Below are 18,067 nucleotides of genomic sequence, written 5' to 3' on the forward strand. Positions count from 1 at the left end.
TTCGATAGCTCGCCCGATTGGAGACGACCTAGCGTTGGACTGACCGCAACGCCACGCCTTTCCGAAACATCGGTCCGCCCGGCTTCTGCGGGCACGAGTCTCTGCAAATATGTGACCTCCCGCGTACGATCGCGCCCCATGACGTGAGGCCGGTCGCCTTCGGGCCTCACGAGCGGCGGCGCGACTTGGTGATGATCGCCACGATGATGATGACGAAGGCGCTGGCCCTGAGAAGATAGAACGGGCTCTGCTCCTCACGCGGTATGTCGAGTGCGAGGGTCAGCAGCGGCGTCGCGGCGAGAAGGAGGAAGGCTGCGGCAAAGGCAAGGAACAGCCGGTCGCCGGTGCGCCTCCAGAACTTCAGGAAGAACAGGGCGGCCACCGCGTAGCCCATGATGATCGCGCCGGTGGCGACGCCGGTCGGGCTCATCGATCAACCTCCCAGATGAACCCGTAGAGCAGCACCGCGACGGCGCAGAGCGCGGTCGCCTGCCGTGCGATCGAGAAATCGACGTCCGGCAGGATCACCATGTCCATCACAACGGCGAGGTTATTGAGCGCGAGGAGACTGAAACATCCCGCGCTCCAGAGCAGGAGCGGCTGGCGGGACCGCCGCCAGGAGCGGATCAGCAGCAGGGCGCAGATGCCGCTCGTCAGCAGGCACAGGGAGTAGATCAACGCGGGCGGCAGCAGGTTCATGGCTTCCACCCCCCCAGGCGGAACGAATCGGCGAAGCCCTTGAGCGGATCCGGACGGCGCGAGGTTATCACGCTCGTGACGGTGAAGGGCCTTTCGGCATAGGTCGACTGAAGATCGTCGGCGAGGGCCGACAGGGCGGCCGATGCCGGCCCGTACCGGTGTCCGCCTTCGACGGAGACGATCAGCCCGGCCCGATCGAGCCGCTCCAGGCAATCGCCGACCAGGGCCGTGCTGGCGCGAAGCTCGCGGACGAGGCCATCGACGCTCCAGACCGCCTCCGGATCGCGCTTGAGGGCGAGAAAGGTCTCGAGCGCCCACACGGAAGGGAAGGCGCTTTCGACGAAGCTGCGGAGCCCCGGCGCGAGGGGCGAGCCCTCGCCGGTCACGGCTGCCGGCCGGGATCTTGGAGCGGCTGCATGGCGCGGCAAACTACCGGCTCAGCCCCGCTTGGCAACTTGGGAGTTTTCGCGAACGGCCGGAACCGATCCCGCCGCCCGATCATTTAGCGAGGTTGGTTCGGGGGGAATTGGCATGCGCTGACGGAAGATCGAGGCTCGATGATCCATCGCGCCCGCCTGTCCGCGTCATGTCCGCCAGTCCGGATCGCCGTCCAGTCCGCTGATGGTGCTAAATGTCGCTCGCTGAAATTGTTCCCGACACCACTCTCGACAATCGCCAGCTACTGGCGGCGCTAAGGGCCTTCAGACGCGGCGACTTTTCCGTCCGCCTGCCCAGCGATCTGGATGGAACCGACGCCGAGATCGCCGAGGCCTTCAACGACGTGGTGGAGCTGAACGACCGCATGAGCCGCGAGTTCAGCCGGCTCGGCGAGGCCGTGGGCCGGCAGGGCAAGATCAACGCCCGCGCCCGGATGCCCGCCGCCACCGGCGCCTGGGCCGACAGCATCGAGGCGGTCAACACCCTGATCACCGACATGGTGCACCCGACGGCGGAAATGGCGCGCGTGATCGGCGCCGTCGCCAAGGGCGATCTGAGCCAGACCATGGATCTGGAGAACGAGGAGCAGCCGCTGCGGGGCGAGTTCCTGCGCATCGGCCGGGTGGTGAACACTATGGTGGGCCAGCTCGGCTCCTTCGCCTCGGAAGTGACGCGCGTGGCCCGCGAAGTCGGCACCGAGGGCAAGCTGGGCGGACAGGCCAATGTGAAGGGCGTGGCCGGCGCCTGGAAGGACCTGACCGACAACGTGAACTTCATGGCCGCCAACCTGACCGGTCAGGTCCGGAACATCGCCGAAGTGACCACCGCCGTCGCCAACGGCGACCTCAGCCGCAAGATCACCGTGGACGTGAAGGGCGAGGTGCTGGAGCTGAAGAACACCATCAACACCATGGTGGACCAGCTGAACGCCTTCGCCTCCGAAGTGACCCGGATGGCGCGCGAGGTCGGCACGGAGGGCAAGCTGGGCGGGCAGGCCCAGGTGAAGGGCGTGACCGGCACCTGGAAGGACCTGACCGACAACGTGAACTTCATGGCCGCCAACCTGACCAGTCAGGTGCGGAACATCGCCGAGGTGACCACCGCCGTGGCCAAGGGCGACCTGTCCAAGAAGATCACCGTCGACGTGAAGGGCGAAATCCTCGAGCTCAAGGTCACCATCAACACCATGGTGGACCAGCTGAACGCCTTCGCCTCGGAAGTGACGCGCGTGGCGCGGGAGGTCGGCACCGAGGGCAAGCTGGGCGGCCAGGCCCGCGTGGAAGGGGTCGGCGGCACCTGGAAGGATCTGACCGACAACGTCAACCTGATGGCCGACAACCTGACCGGCCAGGTCCGCAACATCGCCGAGGTGACCACCGCCGTGGCCAAGGGCGACCTGTCCAAGAAGATCACCGTGCAGGTGCGCGGCGAGGTGCTGGAGCTGAAGGACACCATCAACGTCATGGTGGACCAGCTGAACGCCTTCGCCTCGGAAGTGACCCGGGTGGCCAAGGAGGTCGGCACCGACGGCAAGCTCGGCGGTCAGGCCCAGGTCGAAGGCGTGACCGGGGCGTGGAAGGACCTGACCGACAACGTCAACTCGATGGCCGCCAACCTGACGGGTCAGGTGCGGGAAATCGCCGAGGTCACCACCGCCGTGGCCAACGGCGATCTGTCGAAGAAGATCACCGTCGACGTGAAGGGCGAAATCCTCGAGCTGAAATCGACCATCAACGTCATGGTGGACCAGCTGAACTCGTTCGCCTCGGAAGTGTCGCGCGTGGCCCGCGAAGTGGGCACCGAAGGCAAGCTGGGCGGTCAGGCCAATGTGAAGGGCGTCGGCGGCGCCTGGAAGGATCTGACCGACAACGTGAACTTCATGGCCGGCAACCTGACCGGCCAGGTGCGGAACATCGCCGAGGTGACCACCGCCGTGGCCAACGGCGACCTGTCCAAGAAGATCACCGTCGACGTGAAGGGCGAAATCCTCGAGCTGAAATCGACCATCAACGTCATGGTGGACCAGCTCAACGCCTTCGCCTCCGAAGTCACCCGGGTGGCTCGTGAAGTCGGCACTGAGGGCAAGCTGGGCGGGCAGGCGCAGGTGACCGGCGTGACCGGCGCCTGGAAGGACCTGACCGACAACGTCAACTCCATGGCCGACAACCTGACGGGTCAGGTCCGGAACATCGCCGAGGTGACCACCGCCGTCGCCAACGGCGACCTGTCCAAGAAGATCACCGTGGACGTGAAGGGCGAAATCCTTGAGCTGAAATCGACCATCAACACCATGGTGGACCAGCTGAACGCCTTCGCCTCGGAAGTGACCCGTGTGGCGCGGGAGGTCGGCACCGAAGGGAAGCTGGGCGGTCAGGCGCAGGTGAAGGGCGTCACCGGCACCTGGAAAGACCTGACCGACAACGTGAACTTCATGGCCGGCAACCTGACCGGTCAGGTCCGCAACATCGCCGAGGTGACCACCGCGGTGGCCAAGGGCGACCTGTCGAAGAAGATCACCGTCGACGTGAAGGGCGAGATCCTCGAGCTGAAGAACACCATCAACGTCATGGTGGACCAGCTCAACGCCTTCGCCTCGGAAGTGACCCGCGTGGCCAAGGAGGTCGGCACGGAGGGCAAGCTGGGTGGTCAGGCGCAGGTTCCGGGTGTGACGGGCGCCTGGGAAGATCTGACCGACAACGTGAACATGATGGCGGCCAACCTGACCGGTCAGGTCCGCGGCATCGCCGACGTCGTCACCGCCGTCGCCAACGGCGATCTGAAGCGCAAGCTGACCCTCGACGCCAAGGGCGAGATCGCCTCTCTGGCCGACACTATCAACGGCATGATCGAGACCCTGGCCATCTTCGCCGACCAGGTCACCAACGTGGCGCGCGAGGTGGGCTCTGAAGGCAAGCTCGGCGGTCAGGCGCGGGTGCCCGGCGCCGCCGGCCTGTGGCGCGACCTGACCGACAACGTGAACCAGCTGGCCGGCAACCTGACCACCCAGGTCCGCGCCATCGCCGAGGTCTCCACCGCCGTGACCAAGGGCGACCTGACCCGATCCATCACCGTCGAGGCCTCCGGCGAGGTCGCGGCGCTGAAGGACAACATCAACGAGATGATCCGGAACCTGAAGGATCAGACCCTGAAGAACACCGAGCAGGACTGGCTGAAGACCAACCTGGCCCGCTTCACCCGGATGCTGCAGGGCGAGCGCGACCTGGCCACGGTGTCGAACATGGTGCTGTCGGAGCTGGCGCCGCTGATCAACGCCCAGCACGGCGTCTTCTACGTCGCGGACAAGGACCCCGAGGACGTGCCGGTGCTGGTGCTGGCGGCCGCCTACGCCTCGACCGAGCGGGAGCAGCTGTCGCCGACCTTCCGTCTGGGCCAGAGCCTGATCGGCCAGTGCGCCAAGGAGAAGGAGCGCATCCTCCTGACCAATGTGCCGAAGGACTACGTCCAGATCGGTTCAGGTCTGGGCGGCGCGGCGCCGCTGAACGTCATCATCCTGCCGGCGCTATTCGAGGGCGAGGTCAAGGCGGTCATCGAGCTGGCGACCTTCGGAGAGTTCTCCGAGACCCACCAGTCGTTCCTCAGCCAGCTGATGGAATCGGTCGGCATCGTGCTCAGCACCATCGCCGCCAACATGCGCACCGAAGGCCTTCTGACCCAGTCCCAGCTGCTGACCGCCGAACTCCAGGCCCAGCAGGAGGAGCTGAAGACGACCAACGACCGCCTCGAGCAGCAGGCGGCCAGCCTGCGCCAGTCCGAGGAATTGCTCCGCGCCAAGCAGGAGGAACTGCAGCAGTCGAACGCCGAGCTGGAGGACAAGGCGGTGCTTCTCTCGGCCCAGAACAAGCAGGTCGAGGCCAAAAATATCGAGGTCGAACAGGCCCGCTTCGCCCTGGAGGAAAAGGCGGAGCAGCTGGCCCTGACGTCGAAATACAAGTCCGAGTTCCTGGCCAATATGAGCCACGAGCTGCGCACGCCGCTGAACAGCCTGCTGATCCTGTCAAAGATGCTGAGCGAGAACACGCAGGGGAACCTGACCGGCAAGCAGGTGGAGTTCGCCAAGAACATCCACGCCGCCGGCTCGGACCTGCTGGGCCTGATCAACGACATTCTCGACCTGTCGAAGATCGAGTCCGGCACCGTCACCCTCGACGTTGGCGAAACGAGCTTCTCGTCCCTGCGCGACCAGATGGAGCGGACCTTCGCCCAGATCGCCCAGGACAAGCGGCTCGACTTCAGGATCGACCTGGATCCCGCCCTCCCGGCCTCGATCTACACGGACGACAAACGCCTGCAGCAGGTCATCAAGAACCTGCTGTCCAACGCCTTCAAGTTCACCGCCGCGGGAGGCGTGGAGTTCAGGGTCGCCCGGGCCGACGCGGGCTGGAGCCCCGGCAACGAGACCCTGTCCAAGGCCGGGCAGGTCGTGGCCTTCTCGGTGCGGGACAGCGGCATCGGCATTCCCGAGGAAAAGCAGAGAATCATCTTCGAGGCCTTCCAGCAGGCCGACGGCACCACCAGCCGCAAATACGGCGGCACCGGCCTCGGTCTGTCGATCAGCCGGGAGATCACCCGGACCCTCGGGGGAGAGCTGCGCGTCGACAGCGAACCGGATCGCGGCTCGACCTTCACCCTGTATCTTCCGTTGCACTTCAGCGCCGCCAAGGCCGCCGTCGCCGCCGACCCTTCGATCAAGACGGTGGTGGTCCGCACCCAGCCGCTCGAGGAGGAGGTCGATGTCGTGGAGACGGTCGCGGACGACCGCGACGAGATCGCCCAAGGCGACGCCGTCATCCTCATCGTCGAGGACGATCCGCGGTTCGGCGGCATACTGTTGGCCCTCGTCCGCGACTGCGGCTTCAAGGGGGTCATCACGCGCGAAGGAACGGCCGCGGCCTCCCTCGCCCGCCGCTACGCGCCCCAGGCCATCCTGCTGGACGTGGGCCTGCCGGACATGGACGGACTGGCCCTGCTGGACCTGCTGAAACGCACGCCGGAGACCCGGCACATTCCAGTGCACGTGATTTCGGCGGACGACCAGGCGGGATTGGGCCTCGCCATCGGCGCCTTCGGCTTCACGGCCAAGCCCGTCGAACGCGACGAGGTCATCGCCAGCCTCGACCAGGTGCGGGACTTCGTCGCCGCACCGAGCCGTCGGCTGGTCTTCGTCGGGCCGCACAGCGACGCCGCGACCGCGCTGAAGGGCGCGTTCGGCCAGGTCACCCGGATCGAGGGGCTCGGCGGCCTGTCCAAGGCGAAGGTGAAGCCCGCGGACAGCGTGATCTTCGACACCGCGGCCGCGCCGGTGGAAGACATCGTCCGCACCCTGAAGAACCTGGCGCGCCCCGCTGTCATCTATGCGGGCAACGGACTCGATCCTGCGGACGAGCGCCGGCTTCGCCTCTCCGTGTTCTCGGGCGAGGCCCGACTCGCCCGGACGCCCGAACAACTGCTGGAACAGGCCACCATCCTGCTGCACGAGCCCGTCGACCAACTCTCCGAGACCGCACGGTCGACCCTCGCCGCCACCCGCCGTCAGGACGCGATCCTGAGCGGCCGGACAGCGCTTGTGATCGATGACGACATCCGCAACATCTTCTCGATGGCCAGCGCCCTCGAGGAGTTCGGCGTCGGTCTGCACTACGCCGAAAGCGGGCGGGCGGGTCTGGACCTGCTGGCTCAGCACCCGGAGGTCGACATCGTTCTCGTCGACATCATGATGCCCGACATGGACGGCTACGAGACCATGAGGGAGATCCGCTCCATGGCCCGCTACGCCAACCTGCCGATCATCGCCGTCACGGCCAAGGCGATGAAGGGCGACCGGTCCAAATGCATTGAGGCAGGCGCGTCCGACTACGTCTCCAAGCCGGTCGACATCGACTATTTGATCTCGGTGATGCGGGTGTCGATCCAGAGAACCGACGCGCAGCGGCTGTCGGTCGCAGAGCCGGCGGCCGTCTGATGGGCGGATCCCGCGCGCGCAAACCACCGCCCCCGCTTCGCGCGAGGGTCCTGATCGTCGACGACGATGAGCGCAACGCCTTCGCCGCCTCTGAAGCGCTGGAGGTGCTGGGCCATGATCTGGTCGTGGCCCGCTCGGGCGAGGAGGCGCTTCGCCGCCTGCTCAAGGAGGAGTTCGCGGTCATCCTCCTCGACCTGCATATGCCCGGGATGGATGGCTACGAGACGGCCCGGCTGATCCGCGAGCATCCGCGGACGCGCGACACCCCGATCGTCTTCGTGACGGCGGTGTTCCGCGACGAGACCCACATCTTTCAGGCCTATCAGGTCGGAGCGGTCGATGTGGTGTTCAAGCCGGTCGACCCCTTTATCCTGAGGGCCAAGGTCGCGGTCCTGACCGATCTGCATCTCAAGACGATCCAGATCCGGCGGCAGGCGGAGGAACGGCATCGGCTGATGCGGGAGAACGCATCCATCACGGAAGCGCGCCTCGCGGCTGAACTCGCCCTGCGCAAGACGCGCGAACGTCAGGACTCCATCCTTCGCTCTCTCCCGGTGGTTTTCACCTCCCGCACCGGCCTGCCGCCCTTCGGCGCCCTGTTCGTGAGCGACAGCATCACGCCTCTAACAGGGTTCGGTCCGGCCCGATTCATCGAGGAGCCGGAGATCGGGCTGGGCCGTATCCACCCCGATGATGTGGGTGGAGTCATCGAAAGCCTCATGCGGGTGTCAGAAACAGGCGCCTACGCCTGCGAATACCGCTGGCAGTGCGCCGACGGGGAATACCGCCGCTTCCTGGATCAGGGGGTCTGGGTGCCCGGCGACCACGGGGCCGAAGGCGAGATCGTCGGCACCCTGCTGGACATCACCGACCGGCGTCAACTCGAGGAACAACTGGCCCAGGCGCGCAAGATGGAGGCGGTCGGCCAGCTGACGGGCGGCGTGGCGCACGACTTCAACAACCTCCTGACCGTGGTTCTCGGCAATGCCGACATCCTCCTGCGGAAGATCGAGGACCCCAAGGCCCACAGTCAGCTATCGGCCATCCGGGCGGCGGCCGACCGCGGCCAGACCCTGACCCGTCAGCTCCTCGCCTTCTCCCGCCGCCAGCAACTCAACCCCCAGCCGGTGGAGCTCAACCAGCTGGTCAGGGCCTTCGCCCCACTGCTGAAACAGGCGGTTGGAGAGGGCGTGGTGCTCGACGTTCAGCCGTCCGAGACGGAGGTGTTCGTCTCTGTGGATTCGCACCATCTCGAGAATGCGCTGCTCAATCTGGCGGTCAACGCCAAGGACGCCATGGCCAATGAGGGGCGTCTGACCATCCGGATTGAACGGACGGCCGAACCCGCCGCGCTCGGAACGATCGTGGTCTCGGACACCGGTTCCGGTATGAGCCCGGAAGTCCGGGAGAAGGTGTTCGAACCTTTCTACACGACCAAGGAGGTGGGGCGGGGCTCCGGACTGGGCCTGTCCCAGGTCTACGGCTTCGTCAGTCAGTCGGGCGGGCGGATCGAAATCGAGAGCGAACCGGGCCGCGGCGCCGCCTTTGTCCTGCGGCTGCCTCTCACGGAAGACCGTCCGGGCCTCGCGGCGAACGTGAGCCCGACCGCCGCCATTCCCGCCGGATCGGAGCGCGTGCTCATCGTCGAGGACGATCCGGCGGTCCTCAGCGTCTGCCTGGATATGCTCGCCGGGCTGGGTTACCGCTGCGAGGTGGCGACCGACGCAGCTGGAGCCTTGGCGCGGCTGGAGGCGGACCCGTCCTTCGACGTCCTGTTCTCCGATGTGGTCATGCCGGGCGGCGTCAACGGCATCGAGCTTGCCCGTCGGGCCCAGCGGATGAACCCGGATCTGCGGATTCTCCTCACGTCCGGCTATGTCGGCGAGTCCTCCCTGAAGGAGGTCCACGAGTTCGAGGTGATCGAAAAGCCCTACCGCAACTCGGTTCTGGCCGAACGTCTGAGGGCGGTGATCGCCCGGTCGACGATGGAGCCGATGCCTGCCGAACAGACGCGGGCCGAACAGAAACGGGGATGATCGGAAGGCGAAGGGGGCGCGCCTGTCAGACCGGCTGGCTTGACCCGAGCCTTGCAAGGTAGCCGTCAGGCCCCGAGCGCATCGATGGCGAGCGCCACCGCACCCAGCGGCCCGGCCCTGTCCTTGAGTTCAGGGTGCTGGATCCATTGCTCGATGCCGCTCGCGATCGCTGGACTGCCGCCGTAGGCGTTCAGGCTCTCGACCACCGACCGGCGGACCCGCGGCAGGAGATGCGCCTGCCCCATGCCGACGCCGCCGCCGATCAGTACACGCTCGGGAGCGAGGGTCAGCGCGAGGTTATGAACCAGCATGGCCAGTCCGTGGACCACCTCGTCCCAGACGGGATCATCGGCGGCGAGCGCCTCCGCCGGGCGCCCGGCCGCGGCCTCGATGGCGGGGCCCGACACAAGGCCCTCGACGCAGTCGCCGTGGAAGCTGCAGATGCCGGGGAAGGTGGCGCCGGGCACGCGCGGCACGCGCAGGTGGCCGGCTTCTGAATGCCCGAGGCCACGCACCGCGCGGCCGTTGACGATCGAGCCGACGCCGACACCGGTGCCGACGGTGATATAGGCGAAGGTGCTCAGGCCCCGCGCCGCCCCCCAGCGCCCCTCGGCCAGCGCAGCGCCATTGACGTCGGTGTCAAAGCCCAGGGGCAGACCCAACCCCCGTCCCGTAGCGAGGACGTCGGCGCCGCTCCACCCCGGCTTGGTGGTGTTGACGATCCGCCCGTAATCCGGCGAGGCCGGATTGAGTTCGATCGGGCCGAAGCTGGCATAGCCGACGGCGGTGATCGGCTCGTTGCGCGCCCAATCCGCGAGCTGGTCATGGACGAGGCCCAGCGTCTCGGCCGGCGTCGTGGTGCGGATGCTGACCTCGGCCCGCACGTCGTCCGGTGCGGTGGCGAGTGTACAGATCACCTTGGTGCCGCCCAGTTCCACACCGGCGACCAGCGCTTGCGTCGATGTCATAGGCTCTTCCCCCGATCATCAGCAGCTATAGCCGCCATCGACCAGCACAATCGAGCCCGTCATGAGGCTCGCCGCGTCCGACGCCGGGAAATGCACCACACCCTGTGCCGTCGTGCAGTTTCGCAATGCCGGAACAGGCCGATCCGCTGAGCGGGCAGCACGGGGCGATGCCTCCGAACCTCCGCCCCGGTCTGAAAGGTCGCCTGCGGAGGAGGAGCTCTCCTCCGCAGACGTTGCGGTCTCCAGCGTCTCCGCGTCCGCGGACGTCCGGCTAGCCCAGAATACCGCCGTCGTGGTCGAGCGTGATCATCCAGTCACCGGTCGGCGCCAGATGCGTTTCAAGTCCCGCGAACAGGGGAGCCGAAGCATCCGCCGCCGGCAGTACGAGAGGGTCGGCGTCGATCTTCGCGAGGTCAGTCCCCGGCAATACGAACGGCTGATCATCGTGCTGCATCGGCAGGACGAAGGCGTCATCGACGGGGAGCGTCGGCAGCACCTGAGGCCCGGCGATCTTGTCCGAAGGTTCCAGCGGCGCGAGGCCGGCCGGCGGGTAGGTCAGGCTGACCGTCGTGTTGTTGCCAAAGCGAAGCACCTCGACGCTGTCGACCAGGGTTGAGCCGTCACGGCCGCCGACGGTGTCGACGATCCGGTAGCCGCTCCCCTCGGCGGTGATCGTGTACTCCCCGGCCACCCCGCGGAGCTGCACCTCGTCACGACCCAGTCCGCCGTGAATGGTGTCGTTGCCGCCCTTGCCACGCAGGATATCGTCCAGAGCCCCCCCGGTGATGACGTTGTCCAGCGCGTTTCCGTTGCCCACGAACGCGCCGGCGCCGGTGTAGGTCAGGTTCTCGACGTTGTTCCCGAGCGTATAGCTTCCAATGCGGGCCTCGACCGTGTCGGTCCCTTCGGCGGCGAACTCCACCACCGTGTCGAAGGCGTCGAGGATGTAGTGGTCGTCGCCGGCTCCACCCTGCAACTGGTTGGCCGCTCCGGCGCCGCCCATCAGCACGTCGTCGCCGCCGAGGCCGAGCAGGGTATCGCTGCCGGCTCCGCCGCTGAGGACGTTCACGCCGTCGCTGCCGACGATCAGGTCGTCATGGACACTCCCGACGATGTTTTCGACGGACACGAGCGTGTCGACGCCCCCCTCCCCGTCATTGACCGTTCCAGTGTTCAGGCGAACCGTGACGCCAGAGGAGGCGGCGCTGTAGTCGGCGGTGTCCGTGCCAGCCCCGCCGCGCAGCGAGTCGTTGCCGCCCCGTCCGATGAGGGTGTCGTTCCCGCCGCCGCCGTCCAGCACGTTATCGGCAGCGTCGCCCGTTAGGCGGTCGGCATAGGCTGAACCGCGGAGGTTCTCGATGCTGACGAAGGTATCGGCTCCGCCGTCCCCGTCGTTCGAGGCGCCGGACGCGACGTCGGCGGTCACGCCCGCGACGGCGCTGTAATAATCGGCCGTGTCCAGACCCGCGCCGCCTTGCAGCGTGTCGGCGCCACCCCGGCCGGCCAGAACGTCGTTGGCGCCGCCTCCGGTGATCGTATTGTCCAGCTCGTTGCCGACGCCCACGAACGATCCCGCGCCGGTGTAGGTCAGGATTTCGACGTTGGCCGCCAGGGTCTGCGTGCTGCGGTTAGTGCGGATTTCGTCCGTCCCCTGGTTCAGGAACTCGACGATGGTGTCGTTGGCCTCGACCACATAGATGTCGTCTCCGAGGCCACCCTGCATCTGGTTCGCCGCGCCGCTTCCCCCGATCAGGGTGTCGTTGCCGCCGAGGCCGACAAGGGTGTCAGACCCGAGGCCGCCATTCAGGACGCTGGCCGCTCCGTCGCCGATCAGGACGTCGTCGAAGGCCGAGCCGCTGACGTTTTCGATGCCGGTCAGGGTGTCCGTTCCGCCGTTCCCGTCGTTCGACGCCACGCCGGTGTTCAGCTGGACCCGCACGCCCGCGGGGGCGGCGGAGTAGTCGGCCGTATCCGTTCCCGCGCCGCCGACGAGGGCGTCATTGCCGACGCCGCCCCGGAGCACGTCGCCCTCGCTGTCTTCGCCGGTGAGGGTGATGATGACGGTGGCCGTATTCCCGTTCGCCAGGGTGTAGGTGAAGCTGTCGGAGCCCGTCCGGTTCGAACCGCCCGAGCTGGGTCCCGACAGGCTGTCGAAGGCGCCGTTCGGGTCGTAGACGTAGCTGCCATCCTCGTTGAGCGTCAGCAGGGCGCCCGAGGCGAGCGTGATCTCCACGCCCACTGAGGCCGCGGAGCCGTTGACCGCCGACACCGCCAGGGCCGGGCCGTCGGCGTCGCTGTCGTTGCCGAAGACGGAGCCGGACACAGGCGCGCTCTCGACCGTGCTGTCCGTGTCGTTGCCGGCGACAGCCGCATCCTCGACGGGCGTGACGGTGATGGTGGTGGTCACCGGCGCCGAGGCGTGCGGGCCGTCGGTGACGGTCCAGGTGACGGTGCGCGACGTGCCCGGCGCGTCGCTGCTCGAGATGAAGCCGATCTGGCGCAGCAGTCCCTGGTAGATACCGGTCGTCGCCGTCCCCGAGAGCGAAAGCACGCCCGTCGCGGCGTCGTAGGCGAAGGTTACGCCGTTCACCACACCGCTGGTGAGGCCCGCGAGCGTCAGGGAGTCAGCCGATGCCTGAAGGCCGCCCGTGATGCTGACAGTGGCCCCGGTCAGGGTGCTCGAGTCGACGTCGGACAGCAGCACGCCGGAGGCGAGAAGCACCCGCCCCGCGTTCTCGAGGTAGGTGACCGAAGAACCTGTCCCCGCGGTCGCGCCGTTGAGGTCGGCCGTGGGCGCATCGTTCACCGCCGTGACGTCGAAGGTGAAGGTGTTCGGCGACTGGTCGAGATTGACGCCGCCGCCGGTCGTGCCGCCATTGTCCCGGACCTGGAAGGTGAAGGTGTCGAAATCCTCGCCGTTCTCGTTCGCGTCCGGCCGATACTGGACCAGACCCGAGGCGATCTGGGCCGCGGTGACCGATTGACCGGCGGTCACCGTCTGGACGACCACGCCGCTGCCATTGACCACGACGATCGCGCCGTTGGCCGGCAGGGTCGTGAAGACCACGCCATCGAACGAGTCGCCGTCGCCATCGGTGAAGCCGAACTGCGCGGCGGTGAAGGTATGGATCCCGTCCTCGAGGACAGTCGCCTGAAAGTCTGCGCCGACCGGTTCGGCGTTCGGCACGCCCGGATCCTGATTTTCGAGGTAGACGCCGACGATCGAGCCCATGCCCGAGGCGTTCGTCGTCTCCCAGGTCAGGGTGACGTTGCCGGCGGCGTCCACGACCGCCACAGGCGACCGGTCGTGCACAGCGTTCGACGTCAGCAGTTCCGGTGCGCCCATGGCGACGTAGTTCAGATTATAGGTGCGCGAGTAGAGTTCGAGATCCTGCGACGTGGCCGTTCCGCCGGCAGGGTCCTGACCCCAGATCACCTGGAAGCCGCCGCTGGCGAAGGCCACGACCGCAACGCTGGTGACGCCGTTATCGTCGATGGTGGAGTTGATCTGCAGCGTCGACTTCACCGTCGACAGGTCGGCGCTGTAGATTCTCGCGGTGAGCTTGTCGTTGTCGTCGAGGGAGCCGCCCTGCACCGGGCCGCCGACGTAAAGGACCAGCACGTCGCCGTTGGCGAGATAGGTCATGCTGCGCACAGAAGTGTTGTTGCCCACGTCCACGTCATTGGGCGGCGACGCGGGCAGCGATCCGTTCACGCCGACGGTGAAGGCCGCCACGCGTGCATGAAGCGTCCCGCCCGTCGTCGGGTCGTTCTGGGTCCACGAGACGACGGCGTTGTAGCCGTTCAGGGTGACCTGTGGATTTGAGACGCCGGTATTGTTGAACTCGCTGATGCGGGTTTCGGCCGTCAGCGGATTGAAGTTGGCGTCGAACGTCCGGGCGACCAGCTGGGCGTTGCCGAAATTGTTCGTGAACTGAGCCCAGACGACGAGGAAATTGCCGTTGGGCAGGCGCAGGATCTGATGCTCGTTGCCGTTATCGTCGTTTGTCGTGGCGTAGTTGCTGATCGGCAGCTCGCCGCCTTGGGTCAGGTTTGCGCCGTTGATGGTGAACACCTGCGCCGTCAGCTCGACCGCGCCGCTGACGGTGCCGAAGTCCGACGCCACGATGGCGAAGTGCGTCGCGTCGATGGCGACGACCTGCGGCAGGATTCCGTAGCCGCCGATGTTGTCGAAGATCTCGCCGGTGACGGGCGTGCCATTGGGCTGAATGACGCGAATGGCGATGGTTGGGTCGCCGCCGTTATAGTGCTCGTAGACGACGACGATGTTGCCGTTCGGCAGGCGCGTCATGGACGGCCGGATGTCATTGTCCCCCGCGTTGAAGGGAGACACGACGAAAGGCGTGGCGATGGGCATGGAAAGCTCTCACAAAAAGCCGCTGCTACTGGGCAGCCGCTGTTACTGGGCACACATAGCGCCACCGCGGCTTCATGCCCCGGATCGCCCCCGGCGTGATCGCTACTAAACAGCCTGCGGCTATGCAAGCGACGCCAGACGCCTATGAGTTGAACAACTCACAGGACTTTATCGAACAGGATCGAGCTGCTGCTTCCATGTAACAGAAGTCTCGCCCCCCGCCTTTTCAGACCGCCACGGCGTGCGCAGCAACGTCCCCGCCCAATCCGGCCCGGATGCTGAACCTCGTGGTTGTACTGGGCGGCGCCGGAAGCGGGAACCTGCTCCGCCGAGCGGTTCGAGATTTCCGCCCAGCTGGCTTGCACCTGCTCGGCGGCGTCCGGCGCGGCGCCCACATAGACGCCGCGTGTCATGGTGACGTGCGCCTGTTCGAAAGCGCCCGCGCCGGCCAGCAAGATGGTGCGGGTGGGTGCGTCTTCGGCGGAAAGAGCGACCACACCCGGGCTGACCAGGTCGGACCCAAGCCCCCGCAGAGCTTCATCGGAATAGAGGCCTTCGGTCATCTGCGTCGCGGCGCTGGGAGCGAGGCAGTTGACGCGAATGCCCGACTTCTCGCCCTCCAGCGCGAGGGTCTGCATCAGGCCGACCAGAGCCATCTTGGCGGCGGAATAGTTGGACTGGCCGAAATTGCCGTACAGGCCCGAGGACGAGGTGGTGAAGATGACCCGCCCATAGGCCTGCTCGCGCATGTACGGCCATGCCGCCTTGGTCACATTGACCGAGCCCATCAGATGCACGTCGATCACCGCGGCGAAGTCGTCCAGATCCATCTTGGCGAAGGTGCGGTCCCGCAGAATGCCGGCGTTGTTGACCACGATGTCGATCGAGCCCCAGCGATCGACCGCATCGGTGACCATCGCCTGCACCGCCTCGCGGTCGGTGACGCTGCAGATCCATGCGATTGCCTCGCCGCCTTCGGCGCGAATCTCGGTGGCGACGGCATCCGCTCCGGCGGCCGACATGTCGTTGACGACGACCCGGGCTCCGTAGCGCGCGAGCGCCAGCGCATGGCTCCGGCCAAGGCCGCCACCCGCGCCCGTCACGATCGCCACGCGGCCGCTCAGATCGATGCTCATCGGTCACTCCATCACTGCGCCGCCCCCGGGACAACGAGCGCCGAACGTGGACCGACACTGGCCCGAAGGTCAATATTCACTCGTCGGCTAGTGAAGATTGACACGATGCAGGTTCGGTGAGACCGTCCGACCATGGACGCCGAAAGAGCGCCGAGGGAACATCGAGGGAGGAAGACCATGGGCCGCAAGCTCTGGATAACGACATCCGCCGCCGTGCTGCTGTGGGCCGGGGCCGCGCAGGCCCAGCAGGTTCCGGCGGCTCAGGCCGACCCGGCCGCCGAAAATCAGGCGACGGCCGTCGACGACGTGGTAATCACCGCTGAACGCCGCACGACCAACCTGCAGGAAACCGCCGTCGCCGCCACCGTGCTGAGCGGCGAGGATCTGGAGGACCGGGGCGTCACCTCGCTGGAACAGCTCCAGTTCGTGGCCCCCTCGACGACCGTCCAGAATTTCGGCCAGGGCAATTTCTTCAACGTGCGCGGCATCGGCAAGTCCGAGCCGACCACCGCCATCGGCGTCGGCGTCACCACCTACCGCGACGGCGTGCCGGTCTTCCCGGGCTATTTCCAGACCGAGCCCTACTACGACATCGGCAGCGTCGAACTGCTGCGCGGGCCGCAGGGCACCTTCGCCGGCACCAACGCCACGGGCGGCGCCGTCTTCATCAACTCCCGCAACCCCGATTTCTCGGGTGTGAACGGCTATCTGATGGGTCAGGTCGGCAGCTATGACAATGTGAAGCTGCAAGGCGCGATCAACGTGCCGCTCGGCGACACCCTGGCGGCGCGGTTCGCCGTCAACCAGGAAACCCGCGAGAGCTTCCACGACATCACCGGCTCCTACACCGGCCATCCGGGCGACATCGATTCCAGCAGCCTGCGCGCCAGCTTCCTGTGGACGCCGACCCCGGCCCTGCGAGTGCTGCTGAAGGGCGACTACAACTATCTCGACTTCGGCGGCTATCCCGCCGACCCGGCGCTGGCCACCAACGATCCGTTCGAGATCACCGCCAACGGGCCGCACTCGGGCGTGGACGAGACGGCGCGGGTGTCGCTGAACGTCAGCTATGTGCTCGACAACGGCATCACCCTGCGCTCGATCACCGGCTACCAGGACGGCATCAGCGAGTTCTCGACCGATCTGGACGGCACCAGCGCTCTGAACAACACCTTCTACGACCGGGTCGAGGAAGAGGTGTGGTCGCAGGAGTTCAACATCGTCTCCCCGAGCGACCAGCGCCTGACCTGGCTGCTGGGCGCCTTCTGGCAGTACGACGACGTGGTCTTCCCCGTCACCACCTTCCCGCAGGGCGCCTATCACGTCGGCTTCCCCGAGGGCGTGATCGATTATTACATCTTCGGCGAGACGCCGAAGGAGACCCAGGCCGTCTTTGGTCAGATCAGCTACGACGTCTCGGACCGCCTGCAAATCCAGCTGGGGGCCCGCTGGTCGGAAAGCACGTCGACCAACGACAACGTCTATACGACCTATCCCGCCTTCGGGCTGGCGCTGCTGCAGAACGACGAAGTCACCGCCGAAAAGACCACCGGCAAACTGAGCATCAACTACAAGGTCGACGACGATAATTTCGTCTACGGCTTCGTCGCCACCGGCTTCAAGATGGGCGGCCTGAACGCGCCGAACTTCTATGTGCCGGCCAGCTCGTTCGGGCCGGAAGACGTCATCGACTACGAGCTCGGCTGGAAGTCGACGATGTTCGACGGGCGGGTGCGCACCCAGCTGGGCGTCTACTACATGGCCTATGAAGGCTTCCAGGTCATCGTCGGCGATCCGACGGTGCCGCTGTTCAACTCGATCGTGAACGTGCGCGGCGAGACGGTGCTGAAGGGCATCGAAGGCTCGGCCCAGGCGCGGTTCGGCCAGTGGTCGGTCGACGTCGGCGCCTCGATCTCGAGCTCCGAGCTGGGCGACTTCTTCGCCAACGATCCGCGCCTGCCGCGCATTCCCTGCAACCCCGACACCGGACCCGCCGCGGGCAACTGCCAGAACCTGAACGGCAACAGCCAGAGCTATGCTCCGGAGGTCACCTTCAACGCCGGCGTCGAATACGAGTTCGCCTTCGCGGACGGGGCCACGCTGACGCCGCGCATCGACTACTCGCACATCGGCGAGTCGTGGACCTCGATCTTCAACAACCCGGCGCTCGGCGACCGGCTGGAGGCGCGGGACATCGTCAACCTCAAGCTGAGCTATGAGACCGGCCCCTGGACGCTGGCCGCCTATGCGCTCAACGCCACCGACCAGACCTACATCGCCGCGATCAATGCGGGCCTGCGCTACGCGGGGCCGCCGCGGCAGATCGGCCTGAACCTGATGCGGACCTTCTGAGGTCTCCCGTGAGGGCGGCGGCGCCTCCAGGCCGCCGCCCTCACGAACCTCGCCGGCAGACAGCGTCGGCGCTCCTGTAA

The 18,067-nt window shown here is 66.6% G+C and carries 9 protein-coding genes; 3 read left to right on the forward strand and 6 right to left on the reverse strand.

Translation table 11 applies throughout. From position 1 onward, the window contains the following. Positions 1–166: 166 nt before the first annotated feature. The 3 genes from GGQ87_RS00275 to GGQ87_RS00285 are packed head-to-tail and all read right to left on the reverse strand — an operon-like array spanning position 167 to position 1,085. Positions 167–430: a DUF5985 family protein gene (locus tag GGQ87_RS00275; RefSeq protein WP_168044740.1), complete on the reverse strand. Its 264-nt coding sequence runs from the start codon at positions 428–430 to the stop codon at positions 167–169. Then, positions 427–699: a DUF5985 family protein gene (locus GGQ87_RS00280; protein WP_168044741.1), complete on the reverse strand. Its 273-nt coding sequence runs from the start codon at positions 697–699 to the stop codon at positions 427–429. Before GGQ87_RS00280 ends, GGQ87_RS00275 begins: the two co-directional genes overlap by 4 nt. Continuing rightward, complete coding sequence (locus tag GGQ87_RS00285) at positions 696–1,085, reverse strand: hypothetical protein (protein ID WP_168044742.1); 390 nt, start codon at positions 1,083–1,085, stop codon at positions 696–698. The genes GGQ87_RS00280 and GGQ87_RS00285 overlap by 4 nt, the downstream gene beginning before the upstream one ends. A 245-nt stretch (positions 1,086–1,330) precedes the next feature. On the opposite strand from GGQ87_RS00285, the gene GGQ87_RS00290 reads away from it, so the two are divergent. Together GGQ87_RS00290 and GGQ87_RS00295 are read left to right on the forward strand one after the other, a co-directional pair. Then, positions 1,331–7,117 (forward strand): HAMP domain-containing protein, encoded by a 5,787-nt coding sequence (locus GGQ87_RS00290; RefSeq protein ID WP_168044743.1) that lies wholly within the window; start codon positions 1,331–1,333, stop codon positions 7,115–7,117. Beyond that, positions 7,117–9,153 (forward strand): response regulator, encoded by a 2,037-nt coding sequence (locus tag GGQ87_RS00295; protein WP_168044744.1) that lies wholly within the window; start codon positions 7,117–7,119, stop codon positions 9,151–9,153. Before GGQ87_RS00290 ends, GGQ87_RS00295 begins: the two co-directional genes overlap by 1 nt. A gap of 65 nt (positions 9,154–9,218) precedes the next feature. Here GGQ87_RS00295 and GGQ87_RS00300 read toward each other — a convergent pair whose 3' ends face one another. The 3 genes from GGQ87_RS00300 to GGQ87_RS00315 all read right to left on the reverse strand — a co-directional run bounded on the left by GGQ87_RS00300 (position 9,219) and on the right by GGQ87_RS00315 (position 15,635). Next, entirely contained in the window at positions 9,219–10,121 is a 903-nt protein-coding gene (locus tag GGQ87_RS00300) for an ROK family protein (RefSeq protein WP_209282362.1), read from the reverse strand. Positions 10,122–10,392: 271 nt separating this feature from the next. After that, positions 10,393–14,499, reverse strand: a complete 4,107-nt coding sequence (locus tag GGQ87_RS00310; protein WP_168044745.1) for a beta strand repeat-containing protein — start codon at positions 14,497–14,499, stop codon at positions 10,393–10,395. A 158-nt stretch (positions 14,500–14,657) separates the two neighbouring features. Beyond that, entirely contained in the window at positions 14,658–15,635 is a 978-nt protein-coding gene (locus tag GGQ87_RS00315; protein ID WP_168044746.1) for an SDR family NAD(P)-dependent oxidoreductase, read from the reverse strand. Positions 15,636–15,812: 177 nt separating this feature from the next. Between GGQ87_RS00315 and GGQ87_RS00320 the strand changes: the two genes are divergently transcribed. After that, positions 15,813–17,987 carry a TonB-dependent receptor gene (locus GGQ87_RS00320; protein WP_168044747.1) on the forward strand — a complete coding sequence of 725 codons (2,175 nt, stop codon included), beginning with the start codon at positions 15,813–15,815 and terminating at the stop codon, positions 17,985–17,987. The last annotated feature ends 80 nt before the right edge of the window (positions 17,988–18,067 follow it).

The organism is Brevundimonas alba, from assembly GCF_011927945.1.
GTDB lineage: Bacteria > Pseudomonadota > Alphaproteobacteria > Caulobacterales > Caulobacteraceae > Brevundimonas > Brevundimonas alba.

Coding starts and splice junctions, on each gene's coding strand:
- GGQ87_RS00295 (WP_168044744.1), top strand. CDS start 7,117: ATGGGCGGATCCCGCGCGCGCAAACCACCGCCCCCGCTTCGCGCGAGG.
- GGQ87_RS00290 (WP_168044743.1), top strand. CDS start 1,331: ATGTCGCTCGCTGAAATTGTTCCCGACACCACTCTCGACAATCGCCAG.
- GGQ87_RS00300 (WP_209282362.1), bottom strand. CDS start 10,121: ATGACATCGACGCAAGCGCTGGTCGCCGGTGTGGAACTGGGCGGCACC.
- GGQ87_RS00275 (WP_168044740.1), bottom strand. CDS start 430: ATGAGCCCGACCGGCGTCGCCACCGGCGCGATCATCATGGGCTACGCG.
- GGQ87_RS00315 (WP_168044746.1), bottom strand. CDS start 15,635: ATGAGCATCGATCTGAGCGGCCGCGTGGCGATCGTGACGGGCGCGGGT.
- GGQ87_RS00310 (WP_168044745.1), bottom strand. CDS start 14,499: ATGCCCATCGCCACGCCTTTCGTCGTGTCTCCCTTCAACGCGGGGGAC.
- GGQ87_RS00280 (WP_168044741.1), bottom strand. CDS start 699: ATGAACCTGCTGCCGCCCGCGTTGATCTACTCCCTGTGCCTGCTGACG.
- GGQ87_RS00320 (WP_168044747.1), top strand. CDS start 15,813: ATGGGCCGCAAGCTCTGGATAACGACATCCGCCGCCGTGCTGCTGTGG.